At 46.2% G+C, this 25,355-nt stretch carries 26 protein-coding genes and 1 riboswitch; of the genes, 21 read left to right on the forward strand and 5 right to left on the reverse strand.

What is annotated here, in order from left to right:
* The first annotated feature begins 1 nt into the window (after position 1).
* Positions 2-2,191, forward strand: a complete 2,190-nt coding sequence (locus NYE49_RS07065; RefSeq protein WP_047182499.1) for a glycosyltransferase family 39 protein — start codon at positions 2-4, stop codon at positions 2,189-2,191.
* 11 nt (positions 2,192-2,202) lie between these two features.
* Positions 2,203-3,174: a glycosyltransferase family 2 protein gene (locus NYE49_RS07070; RefSeq protein WP_047182500.1), complete on the forward strand. Its 972-nt coding sequence runs from the start codon at positions 2,203-2,205 to the stop codon at positions 3,172-3,174.
* 169 nt (positions 3,175-3,343) lie between these two features.
* Here the strand turns inward: NYE49_RS07070 and NYE49_RS07075 are convergent, their stop codons facing one another.
* Together NYE49_RS07075 and htrA are read right to left on the reverse strand one after the other, a co-directional pair.
* A complete protein-coding gene (locus tag NYE49_RS07075) occupies positions 3,344-3,472 on the reverse strand; it encodes a hypothetical protein (RefSeq protein ID WP_268550183.1) in 129 nt (42 codons plus the stop codon).
* A 194-nt stretch (positions 3,473-3,666) separates the two neighbouring features.
* Positions 3,667-5,037: a serine protease HtrA gene (htrA, locus tag NYE49_RS07080; RefSeq protein WP_047182501.1), complete on the reverse strand. Its 1,371-nt coding sequence runs from the start codon at positions 5,035-5,037 to the stop codon at positions 3,667-3,669.
* Positions 5,038-5,208: 171 nt separating this feature from the next.
* Here htrA and proG point away from each other — a divergent pair, with 171 nt between their 5' ends.
* The 10 genes from proG (at position 5,209) to NYE49_RS07130 (ending at position 15,588) form a co-directional block, all read left to right on the forward strand.
* A complete protein-coding gene (proG, locus tag NYE49_RS07085) occupies positions 5,209-6,027 on the forward strand; it encodes a pyrroline-5-carboxylate reductase ProG (RefSeq protein WP_015483138.1) in 819 nt (272 codons plus the stop codon).
* A 128-nt stretch (positions 6,028-6,155) separates the two neighbouring features.
* On the forward strand, positions 6,156-6,980 hold the full coding sequence (dppA, locus tag NYE49_RS07090) for a D-aminopeptidase DppA (RefSeq protein WP_014479576.1): 825 nt from the start codon (positions 6,156-6,158) through the stop codon (positions 6,978-6,980).
* Positions 6,981-6,996: 16 nt separating this feature from the next.
* Complete coding sequence (gene dppB / locus NYE49_RS07095; RefSeq protein WP_047182502.1) at positions 6,997-7,923, forward strand: dipeptide ABC transporter permease DppB; 927 nt, start codon at positions 6,997-6,999, stop codon at positions 7,921-7,923.
* A gap of 5 nt (positions 7,924-7,928) precedes the next feature.
* Positions 7,929-8,891, forward strand: a complete 963-nt coding sequence (dppC, locus tag NYE49_RS07100; protein WP_014476568.1) for a dipeptide ABC transporter permease DppC — start codon at positions 7,929-7,931, stop codon at positions 8,889-8,891.
* A gap of 4 nt (positions 8,892-8,895) precedes the next feature.
* Entirely contained in the window at positions 8,896-9,903 is a 1,008-nt protein-coding gene (gene dppD / locus NYE49_RS07105; protein ID WP_047182503.1) for a dipeptide ABC transporter ATP-binding subunit DppD, read from the forward strand.
* A gap of 2 nt (positions 9,904-9,905) precedes the next feature.
* On the forward strand, positions 9,906-11,555 hold the full coding sequence (gene dppE, locus NYE49_RS07110) for a dipeptide ABC transporter substrate-binding protein DppE (RefSeq protein WP_080344265.1): 1,650 nt from the start codon (positions 9,906-9,908) through the stop codon (positions 11,553-11,555).
* Between the two features lie 87 nt (positions 11,556-11,642).
* A complete protein-coding gene (locus NYE49_RS07115) occupies positions 11,643-12,602 on the forward strand; it encodes an LD-carboxypeptidase (RefSeq protein ID WP_047182505.1) in 960 nt (319 codons plus the stop codon).
* Positions 12,599-13,699 (forward strand): L-Ala-D/L-Glu epimerase, encoded by a 1,101-nt coding sequence (gene ykfB / locus NYE49_RS07120; RefSeq protein WP_047182506.1) that lies wholly within the window; start codon positions 12,599-12,601, stop codon positions 13,697-13,699. The genes NYE49_RS07115 and ykfB overlap by 4 nt, the downstream gene beginning before the upstream one ends.
* Positions 13,696-14,586: a gamma-D-glutamyl-L-lysine dipeptidyl-peptidase gene (eepC, locus tag NYE49_RS07125; RefSeq protein WP_047182507.1), complete on the forward strand. Its 891-nt coding sequence runs from the start codon at positions 13,696-13,698 to the stop codon at positions 14,584-14,586. The genes ykfB and eepC overlap by 4 nt, the downstream gene beginning before the upstream one ends.
* A 12-nt stretch (positions 14,587-14,598) precedes the next feature.
* A complete protein-coding gene (locus NYE49_RS07130) occupies positions 14,599-15,588 on the forward strand; it encodes an oligopeptide/dipeptide ABC transporter ATP-binding protein (protein ID WP_015483140.1) in 990 nt (329 codons plus the stop codon).
* A gap of 42 nt (positions 15,589-15,630) precedes the next feature.
* Here the strand turns inward: NYE49_RS07130 and pgl are convergent, their stop codons facing one another.
* Entirely contained in the window at positions 15,631-16,680 is a 1,050-nt protein-coding gene (gene pgl / locus NYE49_RS07135; protein WP_015383463.1) for a 6-phosphogluconolactonase, read from the reverse strand.
* 89 nt (positions 16,681-16,769) lie between these two features.
* Positions 16,770-17,630: a dimethylarginine dimethylaminohydrolase family protein gene (locus NYE49_RS07140; protein ID WP_015383464.1), complete on the reverse strand. Its 861-nt coding sequence runs from the start codon at positions 17,628-17,630 to the stop codon at positions 16,770-16,772.
* A gap of 159 nt (positions 17,631-17,789) precedes the next feature.
* Between NYE49_RS07140 and NYE49_RS07145 the strand changes: the two genes are divergently transcribed.
* Complete coding sequence (locus tag NYE49_RS07145) at positions 17,790-18,308, forward strand: acyl-CoA thioesterase (protein ID WP_003232595.1); 519 nt, start codon at positions 17,790-17,792, stop codon at positions 18,306-18,308.
* Positions 18,309-18,547: 239 nt separating this feature from the next.
* Positions 18,548-19,747: an NO-inducible flavohemoprotein gene (hmpA, locus tag NYE49_RS07150; RefSeq protein ID WP_047182508.1), complete on the forward strand. Its 1,200-nt coding sequence runs from the start codon at positions 18,548-18,550 to the stop codon at positions 19,745-19,747.
* Positions 19,748-19,824: 77 nt separating this feature from the next.
* On the opposite strand, the gene NYE49_RS07155 is transcribed toward hmpA, so the two are convergent.
* On the reverse strand, positions 19,825-20,049 hold the full coding sequence (locus NYE49_RS07155; RefSeq protein WP_047182509.1) for a hypothetical protein: 225 nt from the start codon (positions 20,047-20,049) through the stop codon (positions 19,825-19,827).
* A gap of 147 nt (positions 20,050-20,196) precedes the next feature.
* Here NYE49_RS07155 and NYE49_RS07160 point away from each other — a divergent pair, with 147 nt between their 5' ends.
* The 7 genes from NYE49_RS07160 to proB all read left to right on the forward strand — a co-directional run bounded on the left by NYE49_RS07160 (position 20,197) and on the right by proB (position 25,353).
* Entirely contained in the window at positions 20,197-20,928 is a 732-nt protein-coding gene (locus NYE49_RS07160) for a DUF421 domain-containing protein (protein WP_017695102.1), read from the forward strand.
* Positions 20,929-21,019: 91 nt separating this feature from the next.
* Positions 21,020-21,547 carry a DinB family protein gene (locus NYE49_RS07165; RefSeq protein ID WP_174616623.1) on the forward strand — a complete coding sequence of 176 codons (528 nt, stop codon included), beginning with the start codon at positions 21,020-21,022 and terminating at the stop codon, positions 21,545-21,547.
* Entirely contained in the window at positions 21,537-22,055 is a 519-nt protein-coding gene (locus tag NYE49_RS07170) for a GNAT family N-acetyltransferase (protein ID WP_047182511.1), read from the forward strand. The genes NYE49_RS07165 and NYE49_RS07170 overlap by 11 nt, the downstream gene beginning before the upstream one ends.
* Positions 22,056-22,087: 32 nt before the next feature.
* Positions 22,088-22,199: riboswitch (guanidine-I (ykkC/yxkD leader) on the forward strand.
* 77 nt (positions 22,200-22,276) lie between these two features.
* Positions 22,277-22,615: a multidrug efflux SMR transporter subunit YkkC gene (gene ykkC / locus NYE49_RS07175; RefSeq protein WP_047182512.1), complete on the forward strand. Its 339-nt coding sequence runs from the start codon at positions 22,277-22,279 to the stop codon at positions 22,613-22,615.
* Complete coding sequence (ykkD, locus tag NYE49_RS07180) at positions 22,615-22,932, forward strand: multidrug efflux SMR transporter subunit YkkD (RefSeq protein WP_014476583.1); 318 nt, start codon at positions 22,615-22,617, stop codon at positions 22,930-22,932. The genes ykkC and ykkD overlap by 1 nt, the downstream gene beginning before the upstream one ends.
* A gap of 70 nt (positions 22,933-23,002) precedes the next feature.
* Positions 23,003-23,905 (forward strand): formyltetrahydrofolate deformylase, encoded by a 903-nt coding sequence (gene purU / locus NYE49_RS07185; protein WP_047182513.1) that lies wholly within the window; start codon positions 23,003-23,005, stop codon positions 23,903-23,905.
* 350 nt (positions 23,906-24,255) lie between these two features.
* A complete protein-coding gene (gene proB, locus NYE49_RS07190; RefSeq protein WP_014479591.1) occupies positions 24,256-25,353 on the forward strand; it encodes a glutamate 5-kinase in 1,098 nt (365 codons plus the stop codon).
* Positions 25,354-25,355: the final 2 nt, after the last annotated feature.

The following is a 25,355-nucleotide window of genomic DNA, read 5'->3' on the forward strand; positions in this document are numbered from 1 at the left end:
CGTGGAAAAGAAAAAACGCGAGCTGGATATTTTCCTCATCCTCATTTTGCTCGCATCTGCATTCTTAAATATCTATAACATTTGGAAGGACGACACGGTGAATCCTTATTACACCGCGGCAGTTACAAGTATGATGCAAAGCTTTCATAATTTCTTTTATGCTTCGTTCGATGCTGCCGGCTTTATAACAGTTGATAAACCGCCTGTTACATACCAAATCCAAACGATCAGTGCACTGATATTCGGTATGCACGGGTGGAGTGTCATTCTCCCTCAAGCATTGGCAGGTGTAGGTTCAGTACTTCTTATGTACTTGCTGATTAAGCCGACATTCGGAAAAACGGCGGCGCGCATTGCCTCATTTATTATGGCATGTACGCCGATTGCTGTAGCTGTAGCACGTACAAACAATGTTGATGCATTACTGGTATTTTTCTTATTGCTGGCTACTTGGCTTCTCTTTAAAGCCATCAAAAAAGGAAAGCTGATCTGGCTGTTAGCAGCGTTTTTCGTTGTTGGAGTAGGTTTCAATACAAAAATGCTACAGGCTTACATGATTTTACCGGCCTTCCTATTGTTCTATTTGATTGCGGCAAATGCCGCGATGAAGAAAAAAATCATTTCGCTGGTAAGTGCTTTAGCTGTATTGGCAGCCGTTTCGTTATCATGGCCGCTCATTGTTGACAATATCCCTGCAAGCAAGCGGCCTTATATCGGAAGCAGCCAGACCAACTCTGTTTTGGAATTGGCTTTCGGATATAACGGGATTCAGCGGCTGACAGGCCAAAATTCCGGCGGCCAGGGCGGATCAAACGGAGACGCTTCAAAAGAAATGTCTTCTTCCGATAACAGTTCATCGCAAACTCAAGCACCGCCTAATCAGTCATCAGCATCAGGCAGCAGCTCATCAAGCGATGATAAATCATCAAATGGCAATATGGCGGCGCCTCCATCCAATGGTCAAATGCCTAGCGGCGGTCAAGAAGGCCCTCCAAGCGGAGGAGATGGCGGCCAAGGCGGACCTGGCAGAGACGGAGGGAAAGGCGGTACAGGAACCGGTTCAAAAATGCAATCAGGTTCAGGAATGTTCGGGACGGGAACACCTGGTCCGCTGCGGCTTTTCCAACAAGAGTTATCTGATCAAATCAGCTGGCTTCTGCCATTTGCGATTTTTGGAATTGCAGGCTTACTGATCGCTGGCGCGAGAGAAAGAAGAAGATTATCTATAGAGCAGAAGGAAACGGTGTTCTGGGTTGCGTGGCTTGTACCGATTGCCGGATTCTTCAGTGTCGCAGAATTTTTCCATCATTATTATCTCATTATGCTGGCACCGCCGATTGCGGCTCTTGTCGGTGCGGGATGGGTTGCCCTTGTTCATCTGTATCGCAATCAGACAGGCTGGAAATCATGGCTTCTGCCGGCAGCGATTATTGCGACAACTGGATTTGAATTGTTCATTCTCAGAAACTACAACGATCAAATCGGAGCAGGATGGAGCATCGGTGTAGGGGTTATCGGCGCGTTATCTGCAATTGCTCTGCTTCTGTTCAAACAGCGCCAACAACCGATCAGTTATTATGTATCACTTGCAGCTCTTCTTGCATTGCTGGTGATGCCGATTTATTGGGCAAGCACACCGCTTCTGTACGGAGGCAACAGCTCACAGCCTGAAACAGGGCCTCAGCTCGCATCAATGAGCGGAAAAGGCATGGGAATGTCTGATGCGACTGTAAATGAAAAACTGATCAAATATCTAGAGGAAAATAACTCCGGAACTGAATACCTATTCGCCACAACCGACTCGAACACAGCGGCGCCATATATTATTAAAACGAAAAAAGCTGTTATGACAATTGGCGGATTCAGCGGTTCTGACCCGGCGATTACGCTGACTCAATTTAAAAAGCTTGTAAAAGAAGGAAAAGTGAAATACTTCTTAGCTTCTGGAATGAGAAGAGGCGGAAACAATGACATTATTGAATGGGTTCAGAAAAACGGGAAAGAAGTGTCTTCAGATAAATGGCAATCAAGCTCTGATCAACAATCATCATCTGATCAGAAAACAGAAAATACTGATTCAGCTGATACATCAAGCAACAGCAAGTCTTCAGGCGAAAACGGCCAAATGGGCGTCGGACCTGGCGGAATGAATCAGTCAGCTACATTATACGAACTAAATGCTGATGAATAGGAGGAAAAAACATGAGCAGACATATTCAATATTCAATTGTTGTACCTGTGTATAACGAAGAGCTTGTCATTCATGAAACCTATCAGCGCTTAAAAGAGGTCATGGATCAAACGAAGGAAAACTACGAGCTGCTTTTTGTCAACGATGGGAGCAAAGATCACAGTATTGAGATTTTAAGAGAGCACAGCCTAATCGATCCGAGAGTGAAAATCATTGATTTTTCAAGGAACTTTGGGCACCAGATCGCCATTACAGCGGGAATGGATTATGCGCAGGGGAATGCAATCGTCGTCATTGACGCCGATTTGCAGGACCCTCCTGAATTGATTTTAGAGATGATTGAAAAGTGGAAGGAAGGCTATGAGGTCGTGTACGCCGTGCGAACAAAACGAAAAGGGGAAACCTTTTTCAAGAAACAAACTGCGGCTATGTTTTACCGGCTCCTCAGCAGCATGACAGATATTGATATCCCGATTGATACGGGGGATTTCCGCCTCATGGACAGAAAAGTCTGTGATGAAATGAAGAGATTAAAAGAAAAAAATCCTTTTGTCAGAGGGCTCGTCAGCTGGGTGGGCTTCAAACAGACAGCGGTCGAGTACGTACGTGATGAAAGGCTCGCCGGAGAAACAAAGTACCCGCTGAAGAAAATGCTGAAGCTGTCAATGGATGGCATCACGACATTTTCACACAAACCGCTGAAGCTGGCAAGCTATGCGGGGATGTTAATGTCAGGTGCAGGATTTCTGTATATGTTTATCGTGCTGTATCTAAAGCTATTCACAGACAGCACCATTACCGGCTGGTCATCACTTATTGTGATCCAGCTCCTGTTCAGCGGCATCGTCCTTCTGATTCTAGGGATGATCGGCGAATATATCGGCAGAATCTACGATGAAGCTAAAGACAGGCCGCTTTACATCGTTCAGAAATCATATGGAATTGAAAATAAAAGACTCTATAGAGACCAGCATATGTCATAACCTGAAACCCCTGTCCGTTAGAGACAGGGGTTTTTATTCTCCAGTAATCAAAGTAAAAGAAGCTGATAGATTTATGGGAAGAAGGGATTGAGAACTTGCACTGCGGTTCAGGCATGCTGAAATAAAAACGGCAAAGCCTAAAAGCTTTCGTCTTAGGCTTTGCTGCATGTCAGCTGTTATATTGAGGGGCTTTTAAGAAACGCATGATCACAGCCGTACCAGTGATGTTTAATAAAATACTGGCACCCAGTGTAATTTCCCATGCCAATGTCGATTCAGAAAGGAGCAAGCTTAGCACAGAAAAGCTAATCCTGCCCAGATCATGCTCAAGCCTACGGTTTTCATGTTTATATCTCTTTCTCAAACATGCATCTGATTAGAATGATGTCAGTCTGAATGATATACAGATGTCTCAGTAGAAAGTTTCATAGAGCAACAGGTCTTTTGTCTAATAAAAAGCCTCAGGCCTTTTGCGGCCTGAGGCGATATTTCTTAAGAAGTGGTTTCTTCTTTTTGATCGAGTTTGATTTTTTTTGTCATTTCTTTGCCGTTTCTGAGAATTTTTACTTCAACGGTATCACCGATGTTTGCGTCTTTATATAAGATATTGCGCAATTCACTGCCTGTATCGATTTCTTTGCCCTTCAGGCTGATGATAATATCCTCCGCTTTCAACCCAGCCTTTTCAGCAGGAGAGCCTGAAGCGACCTCGCGGATGTACACGCCCTTATTCAGCTGGCTGCCGAACAGGCCGAGTGTGCCTTCTTGGTAGTTTTGCGGCACTTGTTCTAAATCAAGCATGCTGACACCGATATACGGACGTTCAATTTGTCCTTTAGACAGCAATTCTTCTGCAATCGGTTTTACGTCATTGCTTGGAATGGCAAATCCGATGCCCTCTACATCATCCTCACTGATTTTCATACTGTTAATGCCGACAATTTTGCCGTCTGTATTTAACAACGGACCGCCGCTGTTACCTGGGTTAATCGCGGCGTCAGTTTGAATCACGTTAATGCTTGTTTGACCGGCTGATGTTGACATCGAAACCGTTCTGTCCACGCCGCTTACAATCCCCTGTGTTACTGTGCGGGACAGGTCTTTTCCGAGCGGATCTCCAATCGCAATGACGGTCTCGCCAGTTCTGAGATCAGATGAATCGCCGAAGCTTGCCACTTTTGTTACGTGGTCATCACTGATTTGGAGAACCGCTAAATCTGTTAACGAATCACTGCCTACGAGCTTTGCTGTCACCGCAGTGCCGTCATATAAAGATACCTTCAGTGAAGATGCTCCTTCTACAACGTGGTTATTTGTAATGATATAAGCCTTGCCGTTCTCTTTTTTGAAAATGACACCCGATCCTGAACCGCTTTCTGTATCTTCGCTGGAATCAGAGCTGGAACCGGATGAGTCAGAGCCGAACAAAGAGCTGTTTGACTGAGCCTGAAGATTTGTGATGCCGACAATTGCCGGTGAAAGGTCTTCCACCATATCTGAGATTTTAGAAGAATCTTCATTTTTGAATGCAGATGAGCTGCTTGAGCTTGATGAGCTTTTGCTAGATTCAGAGGACGTGCTTTTAGCTGTAACAGATTGCGTTTGCTGTTGGCTGGATGACTGTTTTACAGTGTCCTGAGAATCATGGTCGCCAAGCGGTGTAAACGTGTAAATCCCAAGGGCGATACTGCCGCCGATCACTCCGCCAAGCAGCGGTCTGAACCATCCGAACCCTCGTTTTTTCTTCTCCTGATCATGCATGACATTGCGGGCTGAGTAGGAGGTGCTCTGATCGTTCTCTTTCGCTAGAAAGACCTCATTCTCATTTCCTTCCGTTCTGTTTTCGTCACGATTGTTATCCATCATGTTCACTCCGTTTCTCTATTCTCACTAATTTCTATTTGATTATGATAGTTTTATGACTTGAGTTTATCATAAACAAAAACTGTGGGATAAAAATGAAAAGATTATGGGAAATTGTGAAAAAGGGCGGAAAACGGTACACTCTTTATTGTATATGAAAGGACTGAGTCGATGGAACAGATTGGATTGATTGGATATGGCAGCATGGCGGATATGATCGCCAGACAGCTGTTGAAACATGAACAAATAAAAGAGAATGAGCTATTTATTGAGACGAGAACGAAGGGGGAGCGGCTGCGGGCACTCATGTCAGATTATCCAAACGTATCGGCTGATCCGTTGGAGAATTGGGCAAATACGTGCCAATTGATTTTGATATGCGTCCCGCCGCTCCATGTCATCGAAACAATGCGCCGTCTGCACCCGTATGTGAACAGAAATACTCACATCGTATCCATAGCTGCCGGTGTGCCGCTGCGTCTTTTGGAGGCAGAAACAGAAGCGGGTATCTCACGTGTTATTCCTGCCATTACGTCCGAAGCAGAAGCTGGCATCTCACTTGTCGTTCACAGTGAAGCACTGGCTGCGGAGAAGAAAGAGCATCTGAATGAATTGTTATCGGTTTTCAGCCGTGTACGAGAAATCAAAGAATCGAATTTAGATGCGGCCAGCAATTTAACGAGCTCGGCACCGGGATTCATAGCGGCAATCTTTGAAGAGCTGGCACTGTCTGCCGTCAGAAACAGCAGCCTGTCCAAAGAAGAAGCCTTTGATTTTCTGATTCATTCGCTATACGGAACTGGCAAGCTGCTGATCGAAAAAAATATGTCTTTCGAGGAGACGCTGGAACGTGTCGCAACCAAAGGCGGAATAACGGGAGAGGGAGCTGAGGTGATACGTGCCTCTGTGCCGGACGTTTTTGATGAGGTGTTTGAAAGAACCCTGAAAAAATATGAACTGCTTACAGAACTGGTTGGTAAACAGACATGAATCCTTGAAAAAGGATTCTTTTTTTATCACTGAGTGGTTGAGATTTTCCCCAGTTATATTGCATTTTTCCTCTTTTTTTAATATAATCTGTTAGAATATTCATAATTTAGTAAAAAAGGAGGAGCGTTATGAAATTGTACATGTCAGTAGATATGGAAGGTATTTCGGGTCTTCCGGACGATACCTTTGTGGATTCCGGCAAGCGGAATTATGAACGCGGACGGCTTATCATGACTGAAGAAGCCAACTACTGTATTGCTGAAGCATTTAACAGCGGGTGTACCGAGGTGCTGGTCAATGACAGTCATTCGAAGATGAATAATCTGATGGTTGAAAAGCTTCACCCTGAAGCAGACTTGATTTCTGGTGACGTCAAACCATTTTCAATGGTGGAGGGACTGGATGATACGTTTACAGGCGCTTTGTTTCTCGGTTATCATGCGAGAGCCTCGACTCCCGGTGTCATGTCACACAGCATGATTTTCGGCGTCCGTCATTTTTACATAAACGATCGGCCTGTCGGTGAGCTTGGATTAAATGCATACGTTGCCGGATATTATGATGTCCCGGTATTAATGGTAGCCGGGGATGACCGGGCGGCGAAGGAAGCAGAAGAGCTTATCCCGAACGTGACGACAGCCGCAGTCAAACAAACCATTTCAAGATCCGCAGTGAAGTGCTTGTCCCCTGCGAAAGCCGGACGGCTGTTGACAGAAAAAACCGCGTTTGCCCTGCAAAACAAGGACAAAGTCAAGCCGCTCACACCGCCTGACAGGCCAGTTCTGAGCATTGAATTCGCCAATTATGGCCAAGCAGAATGGGCGAATCTGATGCCGGGAACGGAAATCAAGACGGGAACTACAACCGTTCAATTTCAGGCGAAGGACATGCTTGAAGCCTATCAGGCGATGCTTGTCATGACTGAGCTTGCGATGCGGACATCATTCTGCTAAAGGGGTGTTTTAGGCTTTGGCGCGATACATGATAAAGCGTTTTTGGGCAATGGCAGCTACGATTTTGGTGATTACCACCCTGACTTTTGTTCTCATGAAGGTCATTCCTGGATCTCCTTTTAACGAGGAGAGAGGCACAAATGAAGCCGTTCAAAAAAATCTCGAAGCCTACTATCACTTAGACGATCCTCTCATTTTCCAATACATTTTCTACTTAAAATCCATCATTACATTCGATTTAGGACCTTCAATTAAAAAACCGTCGGACAGTGTAAATGATATGCTGGAACGCGGATTTCCCGTTTCCTTTGAGCTTGGGATGACAGCGATTGTCATTGCTGTGATTTCTGGGCTGGTGCTGGGCGTAATCGCTGCACTCCGCCGCAATGGCTTTTTGGACTACGCCGCGATGAGTCTTGCAGTACTCGGCATCTCCATCCCGAATTTTATTCTGGCAACATTGCTCATTCAGCAATTTGCTGTCAATCTCAAACTATTTCCTGCTGCCACATGGACGAGCCCGATTCATATGGTGCTTCCGACCGCAGCGCTTGCTGTAGGGCCAATGGCGATCATTGCCAGGCTGACACGGTCGAGCATGGTCGAAGTTCTGACACAGGATTATATCCGCACAGCAAAAGCAAAAGGGCTTTCTCCGTTCAAAATTATTGTAAAACACGCACTCAGAAATGCACTCATGCCCGTCATTACCGTCCTGGGCACACTCGTCGCCAGCATCTTAACAGGAAGTTTTGTCATTGAAAAAATCTTTGCCATTCCGGGAATGGGAAAATATTTTGTTGAAAGCATTAATCAGCGGGACTATCCCGTGATTATGGGAACGACCGTTTTTTACAGCGTCATTCTGATTATCATGCTGTTTTTGGTCGATTTGGCCTACGGTCTCTTAGACCCGCGCATTAAACTGCATAAGAAAGGGTGAAGCGTGTGAATCTCCCTGTACAAACGGATGAACGCCAGCCAGAACAGCACAATCAGGTGCCTGATGAGTGGTTTGTCTCGAATCAGGAAAAAAATCGGGAAGCCGATTCGGTCAAGCGGCCGAGTTTGTCATACACGCAGGATGCCTGGAGGAGGCTGAAGAAAAATAAATTAGCGATGGCCGGACTCTTTATTCTTTTATTTCTTTTTGTCATGGCAGTTATCGGGCCCTTTTTATCGCCCCATAGTGTCGTACGCCAATCGCTGACAGAACAAAATCTTCCGCCCTCAGCCGATCATTGGTTCGGCACCGATGAACTCGGCCGGGATGTGTTTACCCGAACATGGTATGGCGCGAGAATTTCGTTGTTTGTCGGCGTGATGGCAGCACTGATTGATTTTTTGATCGGTGTCATTTACGGAGGCGTTGCCGGCTATAAAGGCGGCAGGATTGACAGCATTATGATGCGGATTATCGAAGTGCTGTACGGACTGCCGTACCTGCTTGTTGTCATTTTGCTGATGGTGCTCATGGGACCGGGACTGGGCACTATTATTGTGGCGCTGACTGTGACCGGGTGGGTCGGCATGGCGAGAATTGTAAGAGGCCAGGTGCTTCAGATTAAAAATTATGAATATGTACTCGCCTCGAAAACCTTTGGCGCGAAAACCTTTCGCATCATCCGGAAGAATTTGCTGCCGAATACTATGGGAGCGATCATCGTACAAATGACATTAACCGTACCTGCCGCTATATTCGCAGAATCATTTTTAAGCTTTCTCGGCCTCGGCATACAGGCTCCGTTTGCAAGTTGGGGCGTGATGGCGAATGACGGCCTGCCTACGATTTTGTCTGGGCATTGGTGGCGCCTGTTTTTTCCGGCCTTTTTCATATCTCTGACGATGTACGCGTTTAATGTGCTGGGGGACGGATTGCAGGATGCGCTTGACCCTAAGCTGAGGAGGTAGCTGTATGGAAAAAGTTCTGTCAGTCAAAAATCTGCACGTGTCTTTTACGACTTACGGCGGGACGGTTCAGGCGGTCAGAGGGGTGAGCTTTGATTTGCATAAAGGAGAAACCTTTGCGATCGTCGGCGAATCCGGCTGCGGCAAAAGCGTTACCTCCCAAAGCATCATGGGCCTGCTTCCGCCTTATTCGGCGAAGGTGACAGAAGGAAGCATTCTATTTAAAAACAAAGACCTTTGCCGTCTCTCTGACAAAGAAATGAGAAGTATAAGGGGAGCCGACATTTCTATGATTTTTCAAGACCCGATGACGGCGTTAAACCCTACGCTGACTGTCGGCGACCAGCTGGGGGAAGCGCTATTGCGCCACAAAAAAATGAGCAAAAAAGCGGCACGGAAAGAGGTGCTTTCCATGCTGTCATTGGTTGGTATTCCAGATCCCGAAGAGCGCCTAAAGCAATATCCCCACCAATTCAGCGGCGGCATGAGACAGCGGATTGTCATTGCGATGGCGCTGATTTGCGAGCCTGACATCTTAATTGCGGATGAACCGACCACCGCCCTGGATGTAACCATTCAGGCCCAGATTTTAGAGCTGTTTAAAGAGATTCAGAGAAAAACGAATGTGTCTGTCATTCTGATTACACATGATTTAGGGGTCGTTGCCCAGGTAGCTGACAGAGTCGCAGTCATGTATGCCGGGAAAATGGCGGAAATCGGCAAGAGAAAAGATATTTTTTATCAGCCGCAGCACCCTTATACAAAAGGACTGCTGGGTTCTGTCCCGCGGCTGGATTTAGATGGCGCGGAGCTGATCCCGATCGACGGAACGCCGCCGGATTTATTTTCGCCTCCGCCGGGCTGCCCGTTTGCCGCCCGCTGTCCGAACAGGATGGTTGTGTGTGACAGGGTGTACCCGGGCCAGACGATCAGATCTGACTCGCACACCGTCAACTGCTGGCTGCAGGATCAACGAGCAGAGCATGCGGTGCTGTCAGGAGATGCGAAGGATTGAACATGAAAAGGGGGAAGAGGATGAAACGAGTGAAAAAGCTATGGGGCATGGGTCTTGCATTAGGACTTTCGTTTGCGCTGATGGGGTGCACAGCAAATGAACAGGCCGGAAAAGAAGGCAGTCATGATAAGGCAAAAACCAGTGGAGAAAAGGTGCTGTATGTAAATAATGAAAATGAACCGACTTCATTCGATCCGCCGATCGGCTTTAATAATGTGTCATGGCAGCCGTTAAATAACATCATGGAGGGGCTGACGCGTCTTGGCAAAGATCATGAGCCCGAGCCGGCAATGGCGGAGAAGTGGTCTGTTTCGAAAGATAATAAAACCTACACATTTACGATTCGGGAAAATGCGAAATGGACAAACGGAGATCCTGTAACAGCCGGAGACTTCGAATACGCGTGGAAGCGGATGCTTGATCCGAAAAAAGGCGCTTCATCGGCATTCCTAGGTTATTTTATTGAAGGCGGCGAAGCATATAACAGCGGGAAAGGGAAAAAAGACGATGTGAAGGTGACAGCAAAGGATGATCGAACCCTTGAAGTTACACTGGAAGCACCGCAAAAATATTTTCTGAGCGTTGTGTCCAATCCTGCGTATTTTCCGGTAAATGAAAAGGTCGATAAAGACAATCCGAAGTGGTTTGCTGAGGCGGATACATTTGTCGGAAACGGCCCGTTTAAGCTGACGGAATGGAAGCATGATGACAGCATCACAATGGAGAAAAGCGACACGTATTGGGATAAAGATACAGTGAAGCTTGATAAGGTGAAATGGGCGATGGTCAGTGACAGAAATACAGATTACCAGATGTTTCAATCAGGGGAACTTGATACCGCTTATGTCCCTGCTGAGCTGAGTGATCAGCTGCTTGATCAGGATAACGTCAATATTGTTGACCAGGCGGGTCTCTATTTCTATCGATTTAATGTCAACATGGAGCCGTTTCAAAATGAAAACATCAGAAAAGCCTTTGCGATGGCTGTGGATCAAGAGGAAATTGTAAAGTATGTCACGAAAAATAATGAAAAACCGGCGCGTGCCTTTGTATCGCCTGGGTTTACGCAGCCTGACGGCAAAGATTTCCGTGAAGCAGGCGGAGACCTGATCAAGCCTAACGAAAGCAAAGCGAAGCAGCTGCTCGAAAAGGGCATGAAGGAAGAAAACTATAATAAGCTTCCTGCGATCACGCTTACTTACAGCACAAAGCCGGAGCATAAAAAGATTGCCGAAGCTATTCAGCAAAAATTGAAAAATAGCCTTGGAGTCGATGTAAAGCTGGCCAATATGGAATGGAACGTATTTTTAGAGGATCAAAAAGCGCTGAAATTCCAATTCTCTCAAAGCTCATTTTTGCCTGATTACGCGGACCCTATCAGTTTTCTGGAAGCCTTTCAAACGGGAAATTCGATGAACCGCACAGGCTGGGCCAATAAAGAATACGATCAGCTGATCAAACAGGCGAAAAATGAAGCCGATGAAAAAACACGGTTCTCTCTTATGCATCAAGCTGAAAAGCTGCTCATCAATGAAGCGCCGATCATTCCGGTTTATTTTTATAATCAGGTTCACCTGCAAAATGAACAAGTAAAGGGAATTGTCCGTCACCCTGTCGGCTATATCGATTTAAAATGGGCAGATAAAAACTGATGGCGGTGATTGAGGAAATACTGCTTCTTTATGCGAAGGAGCGGTATTTTTTCTCTTTCTTGCACGTATACGTAGGGTGCAGAGCAAATGAAAGGAGTGTTTTCGTTGAATTACAAGCCGAAAGCGCTGAAAAAGGGTGATACAGTCGGAGTGATCGCGCCCGCAAGTCCGCCGGATCCAAAAAAGCTTGACACCGCGCTTTTATTTTTAGAAGAGCTCGGTCTTCAGGTAAAGCTGGGCAAGGCGCTGAAAAACCAGCACGGCTATTTAGCGGGACAGGATGATGAGCGGCTGGCGGATCTCCATGAGATGTTCAGAGACGAGGAGGTAAAAGCGGTGTTGTGCGCATGCGGGGGTTTTGGGACAGGACGTATCGCCGCCGGCATTGATTTCAGCTTGATCCGCAAACACCCTAAAATTTTTTGGGGATACAGCGATATTACGTTTTTACATACTGCCATTCATCAAAACACAGGTCTTGTCACCTTCCATGGCCCGATGCTCAGCTCGGATATTGGCCTTGATGACGTTCACCCGCTGACAAAAGCGTCATATAAGCAGCTCTTCCAGGAGACGGAATTCACCTATACAGAAGAGCTTTCTCCGCTGACCGCGCTTGTTCCCGGCAAAGCGGAAGGCGAGCTTGTCGGGGGAAATCTGTCTTTGCTGACGTCTACACTCGGCACACCATTTGAAATTGATACGAGAGGAAAGCTTCTGTTTATTGAAGATATTGATGAGGAGCCTTATCAAATCGACCGGATGCTGAATCAGCTGAAAATGGCGGGGAAGCTGACGGACGCGGCGGGAATTCTAGTTTGTGATTTTCACAATTGTGTCCCGGTGAAGCGAGAGAAGTCTCTCTCGCTTGAGCAGGTGCTGGAAGACTATATTATTTCTGCGGGCAGGCCTGCTCTGAGAGGATTTAAAATCGGCCACTGCTCGCCAAGTATCGCCGTTCCGATCGGTGCGAAAGCTGCTATGAATACAGCAGAAAAAACAGTCGTAATAGAGGCGGGCGTTTCAGAAGGGGCGCTGAAGACATGAAAATCATTCGAATCGAAACAAGCCGAATCGCCGTTCCACTGACAAAGCCGTTTAAAACCGCGCTTCGCACTGTGTATACGGCTGAATCAGTCATAGTAAGGATTACTTATGACAGCGGTGCAGTCGGATGGGGAGAAGCGCCGCCGACGGTCGTGATTACAGGAGACAGCATGGATAGCATTGAAAGTGCCATTCACCATGTGTTGAAACCGGCATTGCTTGGAAAAAGCCTGTCCGGCTGTGAGGCCATTCTGCACGACATCCAGCATCTTCTTACAGGAAATATGAGCGCGAAGGCTGCTGTAGAGATGGCGCTATACGACGGCTGGGCGCAGATGTGCGGGCTGCCGCTTTATCAAATGCTTGGCGGATACCGAGATACGCTGGAAACAGACTATACCGTCAGTGTCAACTCACCTGAAGAGATGGCAGCTGATGCCGAAAATTATCTCAAACAAGGCTTTCAAACGCTCAAAATAAAGGTCGGAAAAGATGATATTGCAACAGATATCGCCCGTATCCAGGAAATCAGAAAACGTGTCGGATCAGCTGTGAAACTGCGTTTAGACGCTAATCAGGGGTGGACGCCGAAGGAAGCGGTAACTGCCATTCGGAAAATGGAGGATGCGGGTCTAGGCATTGAGCTTGTCGAGCAGCCTGTCCATAAAGATGATCTCGCTGGGCTTAAAAAGGTGACAGATGCAACAGATACGCCGATTATGGCTGATGAAAGTGTTTTTACACCGCGCCAGGCGTTCGAAGTTCTGCAAACCCGGAGCGCAGACTTGATCAATATTAAATTGATGAAAGCGGGCGGCATCAGCGGAGCAGAGAAAATTAATGCCATGGCGGAGGCCTGCGGGGTGGAGTGTATGGTCGGCAGCATGATCGAAACGAAGCTGGGCATTACGGCCGCGGCGCATTTTGCGGCAAGCAAGAGAAACATCACACGCTTTGATTTTGACGCGCCGCTGATGCTGAAAACAGATGTATTCAAAGGCGGCATAACATATAGCGGCAGCACGATTTCGATGCCTGGCAAACCGGGTCTCGGAATCACCGGGGCTGCGCTTTTGAAAGGGGAAAAAGAGCAATGATGCACACTGTCATATCAGCAGTGGCCAACATCTGGACAGCGCCTGATTCACCGCGTCCGTCTGATCAATTCATGCTTCAACCGACTGTAATGATCAGAGACTGGCTGAAGCGCATGACGTATGATGAACGGCTTAGATTATGTACAGACAATGTAATCCAAACTCAGGTTCTCTTTGGCGAAAAGGTACTTGTGACAGCGGAACAGGGGGAATGGGTTTCTGTGATCGTGCCTAGCCAGCCATCCCGAAAGGATCCACGCGGATACCCAGGCTGGATGAAAAAGAACCAGCTGGAAAAAACAAAGCCCATCCATACACAACACGATGTGATGATCAGCAAACCTGCTGCCTTTTTGTACAGAAGCAATGGGGAAAAGGAGATCGAATTAAGCTTTTTGACGGTTCTCCCCTTCATTGCAAAAGAAAACGGATATTTTAAGGTTTCGACTGTTTTGGGAGAAAGGTTTGTGAAGCAAAGTGATGCAGTGCCTGTCAGCGAACAGAAAGGGACTGCTGAAGACATCATTCAAACGGGAGCTTTTTTTCTCGGACTTCCCTACCTATGGGGAGGAATCAGCGGGTTTGGGTTTGATTGCTCCGGTTTTATGTACAGTATATTTAAGGCGAATGGATACAGCATCCCCCGTGATGCGGGAGATCAGGCTAAGGCGGGGGAGGATGTCCCGCTTGATGATATGAAGGCTGGTGATCTGCTGTTTTTTGCTTATGAGGAAGGAAAAGGAGCGATTCATCACGTCGGTCTCTCCGTTGGCGGCGGGAAAATGCTGCATTCTCCAAAGACAGGGAAGTCAATCGAAATCCTCACATTAAAAGAGACAATCTATGAAAAAGAATTATGTGCGGTGCGCCGCTGTTTTTCAGAATAAGGAGGGAGACAAATGAGGCGACTGCCTTTGTTAGAGGTCAGCCAGCTGAAAATGCATTTTGACGCAGGGAAAAAGCGGACAGTCAAAGCCGTCGACGGGGTCACCTTTCAGATTCATGAAGGAGAAACGTTCGGGCTAGTCGGGGAATCAGGGTGCGGGAAATCAACCTTGGGGAGAGTGCTGATGCGCCTTTATCAGCCGACAGAAGGAAGCGTGACATACCGCGGCACAAATCTTCATGCACTGAGTGAAAAAGAGCAGTTTGCCTTCAACCGCAAACTGCAGATGATTTTTCAGGATCCTTATGCTTCATTGAACCCGCGCATGACCGTTCGAGAAATCATTTTGGAGCCGATGGAGATTCACAATCTCTACAATACCCATAAAGCGCGGCTTCTCGTCGTAGACGAGCTGCTTGAGGCAGTTGGGCTTCATCCCGATTTTGGCAGCCGTTATCCGCATGAATTCAGCGGCGGGCAAAGGCAAAGAATCGGGATTGCGAGAGCACTGTCGCTGAATCCTGAATTTATCGTGGCGGACGAACCGATTTCTGCTCTTGATGTCTCAGTTCAAGCGCAGGTGGTCAACCTGCTGAAGCGGCTTCAAAAAGAGAAAGGGCTTACGTTTTTATTCATTGCCCATGATCTTTCGATGGTGAAGCATATCAGTGACAGGATCGGTGTTATGTACTTAGGACACATGATGGAAATTACAGAGAGCGGCACCTTGTATCGTGAACCGCTCCATCCCTATACAAAGGCGCTTTTGTCCTCGATTCCGATTCCAGATCCTGAATTGGAGGACAAGCGTGAGCGTATTCTCTTGAAAGGAGAGCTGCCGAGCCCGGTCAATCCGCCAAGCGGCTGCGTGTTTCGGACCCGCTGTCCGGAGGCGATGCCTGAATGTGGGGAATCTCGTCCCCAGCTTCAAGAAATCGAACCCGGCCGTTTTGTCGCTTGCCATTTGTATCGAAATGCTGAAACGAAGGAAAAAGTGAGATAAATAAAAAGAGTGGCTCCTTTTTACTAGAGCCACTCCATTTGTTTATAGTTGATGTAAAAACTTTACACAAACCGGGTAAGGGACAGAAACCGTTGATGGGAGGAGTGTCAATCGGCCGGTTTCTTTGTCTCTTTCAAACAAGACGAGGTTGCCTGTTTCTTCATTTGAAGCAACGAGGAACCCTTCCGTTGGGTCAAATACAAAGTCACGAGGCCAGTTGCCTTCAGTCGACACTCTTTCTACGAAAGCCAGCTCTCCTGAATATTGATTCACTTCAAATACGGCGATACTGTCATGGCCGCGGTTTGCGACATAAACAAAACGTCCGTCCTCTGTGACATGAATTGCGCTTCCCTGGCTGTTATCTGTAAAATCATCAGGGATGGCAGAAACGACTTGGATTTCTCTAAATTCGCCGGCTGTCGGGTTGTATTCAAGCGCAATCACTTCATTGCTTAATTCTGTCATGACATAAGCGTATTTTTCTTTCGGATGAAAAGCGATATGGCGAGGTCCTGCACCGGGGGCGAAGGAATGGCTTCCGGATTCAGTCAATACGCCGTCTTTCAGCTTATAGGTGTAGAGCTTATCTATACCTAAATCAACCGCTACCACATAATTGTGTTCAGGTGTGAACCCCGCGTAGTGTGTATGCGGTTTTTCTTGTCTTTCGTGCGGCCCTTTTCCTGTGTGAGCGGCCTCTGAAACAGGTGATTGCAAGCTGCCGTCTTCCTGAACCGGAAAAACGTGTACCTTCCCGCTGTGATAATTGGCAGTCAGGACGAATTGATTTTGATCATCAACGCTTACGTGGCATGGCGAAGGGCCATCAATTAACTGATGATTCAGAAATGTCAATTCGCCGCTGTTTTTATCGATTTGATAGGCAGCAACTCCGCCTTGGCCGTCTGCTTTTTCGATGGAATAAAGGATGGTGTTGTTTTTATTCGGCGCCACATATGTCGGGTTGCCCAGCTTAGCGGCCAGCTTTGGCTCGCTGAGTGCTTTTTTCTCAGTATCAAGCTCAAATGAATAAATTCCTTCGCTTCCGCCTTTTGTATATGTTCCCACATATCCTATGTATTTTGTCATGCGATTTCCCCCTTAAAAATGATGTCACCTCTATATTAACGTATCTTGATAAAATAAGCTGTTCAAAACATGAAAAAGGGGAAGTTTCTTCAATCGCCTCGAATCAGCGGCATTGTGCAGCACCTGAAGGAGCCGCCTGATTTAATAATTTCTGACAGGTCAATTTCGATAATGTGATAGCCTCTTTTCGATAGCTGTTGATTGACATGGCGGTTGCCAGGGAGACTGATGATCGTTTTTTTTCCGATTGAAAGGACGTTGGTGCCAAGCGTAAATTGTTCGTCCTCGGGCACCTCAATAAGATCATAACGTTTCGCCAGCATATCGGCTGCCGTTGGCTCAATGGCCTGTGGATAAATTAACGCTTCGCTTTCAGATACAATGTTAAATACGCAGTCCAAATGCAAAAATTTTTCATGAAGCTTCACTGGAACGATCGTATATTCAGAAAGTGCCTCTTCCAGCTGGCCGATAGCTGAAATGTCGGTGCGCTGGCTGATTCCGACATAGACAATGTCATCATCGATAATGACGTCTCCGCCTTCAATACTCGTATCAAGCATACGGGTGTAAGAGATACCTTGGCTGTGAAAAAAATCTTTTATAACGGCTTCTTCTCCTTGGCGAATCGGTTCAGTCATGCTCGACAGGAAGGCTTTCTCTCCGATGACAAATCCTATGTCCCTAGTAAAAACCTGTTCCGGGAGTCCGTCGCGAACGGGCAAAAGGACGACCTCAACGTTATGTGACCTAAGTGCCTCCACTAAGCGGCTGTGCTGGTCGTTGGCGGTTTTTACATGAATATTGTCATCTTCAAAATGTTTTTGTGTTTCGTTTATAACATCTTTTATGGTCATGTGCTCAGGTTTGCATAAGATCACTTTCTGAAGTGTGCCGTATTCCGTTCGGCATACTGTTTTGTGCTGAGATTTCGGGATGGATACGTCCATTTGTTTTTCCTCCTAAAGTGTGAAGAATACATTTATTATTCCCTCATCATGAAAATCATTAAACCATTTTAAATTTTAGACAAATGGAAGAGAATATTGTTTAATAGGAGAATATAAGTGCATTTAGCTAAAAGATCAGACATCAAAGGGGAGAAAGGTATGGAAACACCGGAAACAAGATTTTGTAAAGAGTCAAAGGTTGTAAAAACCAGCAGGGTGTTCCCGCTTGACACGAACAACCATAATACGCTGTTTGGCGGAAAATTAATGAGCTACATCGATGACATTGCCTCTATTTCCGCGGCGCGCCATTGCAGACGTGAAACCGTAACGGCTTCAATGGATTCTGTAGATTTTTTAAAGCCGATCGGGCAAAAGGATTCTGTCTGCCTGGAGTCCTATGTGACATGGGTCGGCACATCTTCTATGGAAGTATTTGTGAAAGTTATTAAGGAGCATTTGATGACTGGCGAACGGGAACTCGCTGCCACATCCTTTTTGACATTTGTCGCATTAGATTCAAATGGCAAGCCGGTGCCTGTACCGAGAGTTGTACCGGAAACAGAAGAAGAAATCATGCTGCATAATACAGCAGTACAGCGCGCTAATGAACGAAAGAACCGCAAGAAACACAGCCAGGCGCTTGCAAATGCGCTCGGAACTGATAAGCCTTGGTGAACGCTAAACCCAAAACATAAGTTGTTTTGGGGTTTTTTTGTACTTTTCAATGGTGATTATTACAATGGTTAGTCCGTTTTTGCTAGGGGATTCTATAAAAAAGCAACAAATGTCATGTTAAATTGATAATTTTGTGACAACTTTATTAAAGATTCATTTTAGATATATCTTTTATTCGTAAGATCATGTATTTTAAAGATATATTCTGAATACATCTTTTCGAAAGGATTGTTTATAAAATGTTAGATAACAAAACAATCGAAATTATTAAAAGCACTGTACCCGTATTGCAACAGCATGGAGAAACAATCACTGGCCATTTTTACGATCGGATGTTTCAAGACCATCCAGAGCTTTTGAACATTTTTAATCAAACAAACCAAAAGAAAAAAACACAGCGAACTGCACTGGCAAATGCCGTTATTGCAGCTGCGGCAAACATTGACCAATTAGGAAACATCATTCCGGTTGTCAAACAAATCGGCCACAAGCACCGCAGTATCGGAATTAAGCCTGAGCACTACCCAATCGTCGGTAAATATTTGCTGATTGCCATTAAAGATGTATTGGGAGACGTTGCAACCCCTGACATTATGCAGGCATGGGAAAAAGCGTACGGAGTCATTGCTGACGCGTTCATCGGAATTGAAAAAGACATGTATGAACAGGCGGAAGAGCAAGCCGGCGGCTGGAAGGAGTATAAGCCATTCGTTATCGCAAAAAAAGAACGGGAAAGCAAAGAAATTACATCCTTCTATTTGAAACCGGAAGACGGCAAGCCGTTACCTGAATTCCAAGCAGGGCAATATATCAGCATCAAAGTGCGGATTCCTGATTCTGAATATACGCATATCCGCCAGTACAGCCTGTCTGATATGCCGGGAAAAGACTATTATCGAATCTCAGTGAAGAAAGACGGTGTCGTGTCTTCCTACTTACACGATGGGCTGCAGGAGGGAGATTCAATAGAGATCAGCGCACCGGCAGGGGACTTTGTTTTAGATCCTGCATCACAAAAAGATCTCGTTTTGATCAGTGCCGGAGTTGGTATTACACCAATGATCAGCATGCTGAAAACATCTGTTTCCAAACAGCCTGAACGGCAAATTCTGTTCATTCATGCGGCGAAAAACAGTGAATATCATGCATTGCGCCATGAAGTAGAAGAAGCAGCAAAACATTCTGCTGTTAAAACAGCATTTGTGTATCGCGAGCCGACAGAGGAAGACCATGCAGGTGATCTTCAATTTCATGAAGGGCAGATTGATCAGCAATTTCTCAAAGAACTGATTGCCAACACAGATGCGGATTACTATATTTGCGGTTCACCGTCGTTTATTACGGCAATGCATAAGCTTGTATCAGAGCTCGGATCAGCGCCGGAGTCTATCCATTACGAGCTATTCGGCCCGCAATTAAGTTTGGCGCAGTCCGTTTGAACACATACATGAAACTCTTCTCCTTTTTAGAGAAGAGTTTTTTATTGAGATATAAGAAGGTAGACAAGCGCCGGTTTCTACATCCGGACAATCACAGACCCGCCGCCATTTGTGCATACACGGTTTTGCTGTTCTTGCATTGTTCTCAGCAATTCATTGTTTACCTCAATCGCTCTAATTAGTTGCTCCATCCTTAGCTCCAAATCGGCCAGCCTGTCGATTGTTTGCTGCTGGTAGCCCTCGGGTTGGGGAGCCAATGGCAGATCAAAGGGCCAAAGGGTATTCGACTTCTGATTTTTCATATTGCGTATTGCACCTCCAATCGGTGTCACTTTCTATTATGTTATGTTCAGGCGATGTGCACGTTCGCCTATTTAGACCCTGATGCATAGAGGGCCTGCCACGGGGCACAATAGGCTCAATATAACCAGCGGATGGAGGTAAGATCGGTGTTATGGATGATATGGGTATTTTTACTGAAGCCAGTTATCGTATTTTCGATTGCGTATATTTTGTTTCGGCTTGCCGGTAAAAAAGCTGTGTCACAAATGAACAATTTTGATCTGCTTTTGACCTTCGCAATCGGAACCATTATCAGTGAGCCGATCCTTACATCCAAGCTGCCGATGTCTATTTATTATGCGGGTGCTTTTTTGGTGCTTTATCTTATCATGAGCAAGCTCTCTTTATCTAATAAATGGCGATGGCTCCTGGTCGTGAGCCCGACTGTCCTAATCCGAAACGGGGATATTGATGAACGCGGCCTTCGTAAAGAAAGGCTGACTGTTAATGAACTGCTCGGAAAGCTGAGGGAAAAGGGCTATGCCGACCCGGCTGACATTGATCTTGCTATCATTGAAGAAACGGGAGAAGTAAGCGTCATCCCGAAAGAGGAAGCGAGAGCGGTGCAGGTGCGGGATTTGAATATGGAAGCTGAACGGAACTTTATCCCGATTCCGCTCATACTGGATGGCGAAATCCTTGATCATAATTTGAAATATCTCCAAAAAAACCGATCCTGGCTGTTTGAGAAGCTTGAGGAAAAAGGGTACAGCCCTAAATTGCTGTCTTCGATCACCCTAGGCACGATGAATGCGCGAGGTGATATATCCCTTGATTTAAATACCTCTAATGATCCGCAGCATGATCCTTACTTATATAAACCGGGAAATAACAATTAAGATGGCTCTCTCTTGTAATGAGGGCTTTTTTCTTTTTTAAAGGAAATTTTTGTTTGGTGTCAAATGTACCTAGTTAGGAGGGGAACTGAACATGAAGGACTTATCCATACGAAACGACATGGCGCCAACGGTCAGTCTGCTGTATTCCGCAGTGGAAGAAAACAGTCTCCGTCTGGCTTCTATCGTAAGCCATATGACACACAGTGAACTTTACTATAAGGGGCGCTGCCAAACAAAAAACAGCACGGCTCAGCTTTTGCACCATATCACAAATGTTGATATCAGATGGGTCTGGCGTATCAAGGAAAATCGGATACCGGACCATATTGAACAGGCATACGGCCCGATGACAGATAAAAGCGGACGGCTGCCTGAACCGTTGAATCAGCCAGACTTAGATGAACTCCTGAAAAGACATCAGCATGTAGTAGACGAGCTGAAATCGGTATGCTTCACTTTAACTGAACATGCTTTGAACCAGCCGCTTTCCTTCGAAGGTGACACCGCGACGATACGATGGGGAATTTGGCATATGGCAGATCATAACCGCTATCATCAGGCACATATTGAAGCTCTCAAAAAAGAATGGAAGCAGGATGTGGCGAAGTATGAACGCTAAAACGAAGCTTGTGACCGATCGAATTCGTTTGCGCTGTATGGAAGATCGGGATCAAGCCACTTTGTTTGGGCTGCTTTTTAATGATCCTGACGTCATGAGATATTATTCCGGTTTAAAAGATAAGAGGCAAACCTGCGAGTGGGTCAATTGGAACCAACGAAATGAAAAAGGGTACGGCGTTAGTCTGTGGATCGCCGAAGATAAGCGGACAGGGGCGTTTTTGGGGCAATGCGGCATCGTTCCCCAGCAGATCGAAAATCAAACCGTAATGGAAATTGGCTATATGTTTGCCCGCCGCCATTGGGGGAACGGCTATGCGCAAGAAGCGGCTCGGGCCTGTCTGGACTATGGTTTTAACGAGCGGCAGTTCGGCAAAATGGCGGCTTTGATTGACCCGGGTAATAAAGCGTCCATACGGGTAGCGGAGAAAATCGGCATGCATTACAGCAAAACGATCAGAAAATGGAATAAACCGATCGCGGTATATGAAAGAAAATCTTACAATTGAAAGATAGAGCTGAGTTTAGTATGATGATATCATGTAAAGTTTTCTAGGGTTCCGCATGTCAATTGACATGGACTGGTCCGAGAGAAAACACATACGCGTAAATAGAAGCGCGTATGCACACGGAGGGAAAAAAGCCCGGGAGAGTCAATCTCATGTGAGACGACTGTCCGGGGTTTTTTTGTTTTCGGAGAATCTTATAAGATAGAAAGGAATGACTCAAAATGAAATGGGGATTGGTCGTGCTTGCCGCTGTTTTCGAGGTTGTTTGGGTGATAGGCTTAAAGCACGCTGACTCAGCCTTAACATGGAGCGGCACTGCCATCGGCATCATATTCAGCTTTTATCTTCTAATAAAAGCAACTCACAGTCTGCCTGTTGGTACCGTATATGCCGTCTTTACCGGACTCGGCACAGCGGGAACAATACTTAGTGAAATTGTTCTGTTTCATGAACCGGTTGGATGGCCGAAGCTATTGTTAATTGGCGTGCTCTTAATCGGTGTAATCGGATTGAAGCTTGTGACACAGGATGAGACAGAGGAAAAAGGAGGCGAGGCATAATGCTGCACTGGATCAGTTTATTGTGCGCGGGCTGTTTAGAAATGGCCGGCGTGGCCCTTATGAATCAATATGCGAAAGAAAAAAGCGTGAAATGGGTGCTGTTGATCATTGTTGGTTTTGCCGCTTCGTTTTCCTTGCTGTCGTACGCAATGGAAACCATTCCGATGGGAACGGCTTACGCGGTCTGGACAGGGATTGGCACCGCCGGCGGGGCGCTTGTCGGCATCCTCTTTTACAAGGAGCAGAAAGACGCCAAACGGATCTTCTTTATCGCGTTGATTTTATGCTCAGCGGTTGGTTTAAAAATTCTGTCATAAATTGATTTTTATCAAATCTTCAGTATAATGGATAAATAGTTTAGACTTACAAAGATAAGAGGGATTATTCATGAAATCATATATGACTCAGCGGTTGGACGAATACCGTGACGGAAATGAGGATAAAGGGCGGCTCTTGGTCAGCTGCCCCGATCAGCCGGGTATCGTCTCTGCCGTTTCCGCGTTTTTATTTGAACACGGTGCCAATATTATAGAATCAAATCAATATACGACAGACCCTGAAGGCGGCCGGTTTTTCCTGAGAATCGAATTCGACTGCGCGGGCATTCGTGAGAAAAAAGCATCTCTTCAGGCGGCGTTTGCCTCTGTTGCGGAAAAATTCGACATGACATGGAGCTTAACTTTGGCAAGCGAACTGAAGCGTGTCGCTATTTTCGTTTCAAAGGAGCTCCACTGCCTGCATGAGCTGATTTGGGAATGGCAAACCGGCAACCTGATGGCGGAGATCGCTGTTGTCATCAGTAACCATGAGGAAGCGAGAGAGCTGGTTGAGCGCCTGAACATTCCATTCCACTATATGAAAGCGAACAAAGACATCAGAGCGGAAGTCGAAAAGAAGCAGCTTGAACTGCTGGAGCAGTACGATGTTGATGTCATCGTGCTCGCACGCTATATGCAGATTCTAACTCCTGATTTTGTTTCGGCTCATCCGAATCGCATCATCAATATCCACCATTCATTCCTGCCTGCTTTTATCGGTGCGAATCCGTACAAACGGGCTTACGAGCGCGGCGTGAAACTGATCGGTGCGACATCTCACTATGTGACAAACGATCTTGATGAAGGGCCGATCATTGAACAGGATATTGAGCGCGTGGACCACCGTGATAATACGGAAGCGCTGAAAAACATCGGAAGAACAATTGAACGCAGCGTGCTTGCCCGTGCTGTGAAATGGCATTTGGAAGACCGTGTCATCGTTCATGAAAATAAAACAATCGTCTTTAACTAGACTGCAAGAGGCCCGCGCAATGCGGGCTATTTTTGATGACAAAAAACCTTGACAAGTGTCTTTTTTCTTTGCATAATATAAAAAAATCATTGAGCGTTGAAGAGGATTAGTAAGCAGACCTTTCTGTGACAGAGAGCAAAATGAATCGCTGAAACATTTTGCCGCATGAAACCTGCCGAACCTGCCTTGGAGTCCTAGGGGGAAAACCTAGGCGCATAACCTGGCGTTACAGGAGAGCGGAGCGTGCACAAGCGCGTTCAATCAAGGTGGTACCACGGAAACCCATTTCGTCCTTATGAATCAGGATGAAATGGGTTTTTTTATTGTAGAAGAGCCGCGGAGGAGAATAAATGAAAAAACAAAGAATAGTAGTGAAAATAGGAAGCAGTTCGCTCACGAATAGCAAAGGAAGCATTGATGAGGCAAAAATCAGAGAGCATGTTCAGGCGATTTCCGTGTTAAAAAAAGCGGGGCATGAAATGATTCTGATTACCTCGGGTGCCGTAGCAGCGGGGTTTTCCAGCCTCGGTTATCCGTCCCGTCCCGTTACCATCAAAGGAAAACAGGCGGCGGCCGCGGTCGGACAAACACTGTTAATGCAGCAATATATGAATCAATTTAAACAATACTCACTGACTCCGGGACAAATCCTTTTAACGAGAAATGATTTTTCGAAAAGAGAACGGTACCGAAACGCGTATGCTACGATAATGGAATTATTGGAACGCGGCGTCATTCCGATTATCAACGAGAACGATTCTACATCTGTTGAAGAATTGACATTCGGAGATAATGATATGCTTTCTGCGTTAGTCAGCGGATTAATTCACGCGGACCAGCTCATGATTCTCACCGACATCAACGGACTATATGATGCCAATCCGAATGAAAATCCTGAGGCGAAACGATTTGATTATTTGCCGGAGATCACGCCTGAATTGCTTGGATATGCAGGTTCAGCCGGATCAAAGGTCGGCACCGGCGGAATGAAATCAAAGCTGTTAGCCGCACAAACCGCGCTGTCTCTGGGAGTGAAAGTATTCATTGGAACAGGCAGCGGAGAGCAAAAACTTGCGGATATTTTGGACGGCAGGGGAGACGGCACTTATATCGGAGACAAAGAACTATCTTCGGTTAACAACACAAGGCAGTGGATTCAGTTCCACTCGCCGATATCGGGAGAAATTATCATTGATGCGGGTGCCGAAGAGGCGATGATCCATAATGGAAGCAGTCTTTTGCCCGCTGGCGTTGTGGGTGTGAACGGGAGCTTTCCGAAAGGGGCGGTTGTGGAAGTCAGGGGACCGGGCGGCGTGATCGGCAAAGGCCAAACTCATTACTCCTCTGAGGAGATTATGGAGGCCAAAGGCAAACGCAGTGACGAACTTGATTTTGAGAAAACGTTTGAGGTTATTCATAGGAATGACTGGGTCAATGTAAAAGACTAGGA

This window comes from Bacillus sp. FSL L8-0358 (genome assembly GCF_038593095.1).
Lineage (GTDB): Bacteria > Bacillota > Bacilli > Bacillales > Bacillaceae > Bacillus > Bacillus subtilis.

Bases quoted from the DNA above. Each gene is read 5' to 3' on its own strand.
- NYE49_RS07070 (WP_047182500.1), top strand. From the start codon at position 2,203: ATGAGCAGACATATTCAATATTCAATTGTTGTACCTGTGTATAACGAA.
- htrA (WP_047182501.1), bottom strand. From the start codon at position 5,037: ATGGATAACAATCGTGACGAAAACAGAACGGAAGGAAATGAGAATGAG.
- proG (WP_015483138.1), top strand. From the start codon at position 5,209: ATGGAACAGATTGGATTGATTGGATATGGCAGCATGGCGGATATGATC.
- dppA (WP_014479576.1), top strand. From the start codon at position 6,156: ATGAAATTGTACATGTCAGTAGATATGGAAGGTATTTCGGGTCTTCCG.
- dppD (WP_047182503.1), top strand. From the start codon at position 8,896: ATGGAAAAAGTTCTGTCAGTCAAAAATCTGCACGTGTCTTTTACGACT.
- dppE (WP_080344265.1), top strand. From the start codon at position 9,906: ATGAAAAGGGGGAAGAGGATGAAACGAGTGAAAAAGCTATGGGGCATG.
- NYE49_RS07115 (WP_047182505.1), top strand. From the start codon at position 11,643: ATGAAAGGAGTGTTTTCGTTGAATTACAAGCCGAAAGCGCTGAAAAAG.
- ykfB (WP_047182506.1), top strand. From the start codon at position 12,599: ATGAAAATCATTCGAATCGAAACAAGCCGAATCGCCGTTCCACTGACA.
- eepC (WP_047182507.1), top strand. From the start codon at position 13,696: ATGATGCACACTGTCATATCAGCAGTGGCCAACATCTGGACAGCGCCT.
- NYE49_RS07130 (WP_015483140.1), top strand. From the start codon at position 14,599: ATGAGGCGACTGCCTTTGTTAGAGGTCAGCCAGCTGAAAATGCATTTT.
- pgl (WP_015383463.1), bottom strand. From the start codon at position 16,680: ATGACAAAATACATAGGATATGTGGGAACATATACAAAAGGCGGAAGC.
- NYE49_RS07140 (WP_015383464.1), bottom strand. From the start codon at position 17,630: ATGGACGTATCCATCCCGAAATCTCAGCACAAAACAGTATGCCGAACG.
- NYE49_RS07145 (WP_003232595.1), top strand. From the start codon at position 17,790: ATGGAAACACCGGAAACAAGATTTTGTAAAGAGTCAAAGGTTGTAAAA.
- hmpA (WP_047182508.1), top strand. From the start codon at position 18,548: ATGTTAGATAACAAAACAATCGAAATTATTAAAAGCACTGTACCCGTA.
- NYE49_RS07155 (WP_047182509.1), bottom strand. From the start codon at position 20,049: ATGAAAAATCAGAAGTCGAATACCCTTTGGCCCTTTGATCTGCCATTG.
- NYE49_RS07165 (WP_174616623.1), top strand. From the start codon at position 21,020: ATGAAGGACTTATCCATACGAAACGACATGGCGCCAACGGTCAGTCTG.
- NYE49_RS07170 (WP_047182511.1), top strand. From the start codon at position 21,537: ATGAACGCTAAAACGAAGCTTGTGACCGATCGAATTCGTTTGCGCTGT.
- ykkC (WP_047182512.1), top strand. From the start codon at position 22,277: ATGAAATGGGGATTGGTCGTGCTTGCCGCTGTTTTCGAGGTTGTTTGG.
- ykkD (WP_014476583.1), top strand. From the start codon at position 22,615: ATGCTGCACTGGATCAGTTTATTGTGCGCGGGCTGTTTAGAAATGGCC.
- purU (WP_047182513.1), top strand. From the start codon at position 23,003: ATGAAATCATATATGACTCAGCGGTTGGACGAATACCGTGACGGAAAT.
- proB (WP_014479591.1), top strand. From the start codon at position 24,256: ATGAAAAAACAAAGAATAGTAGTGAAAATAGGAAGCAGTTCGCTCACG.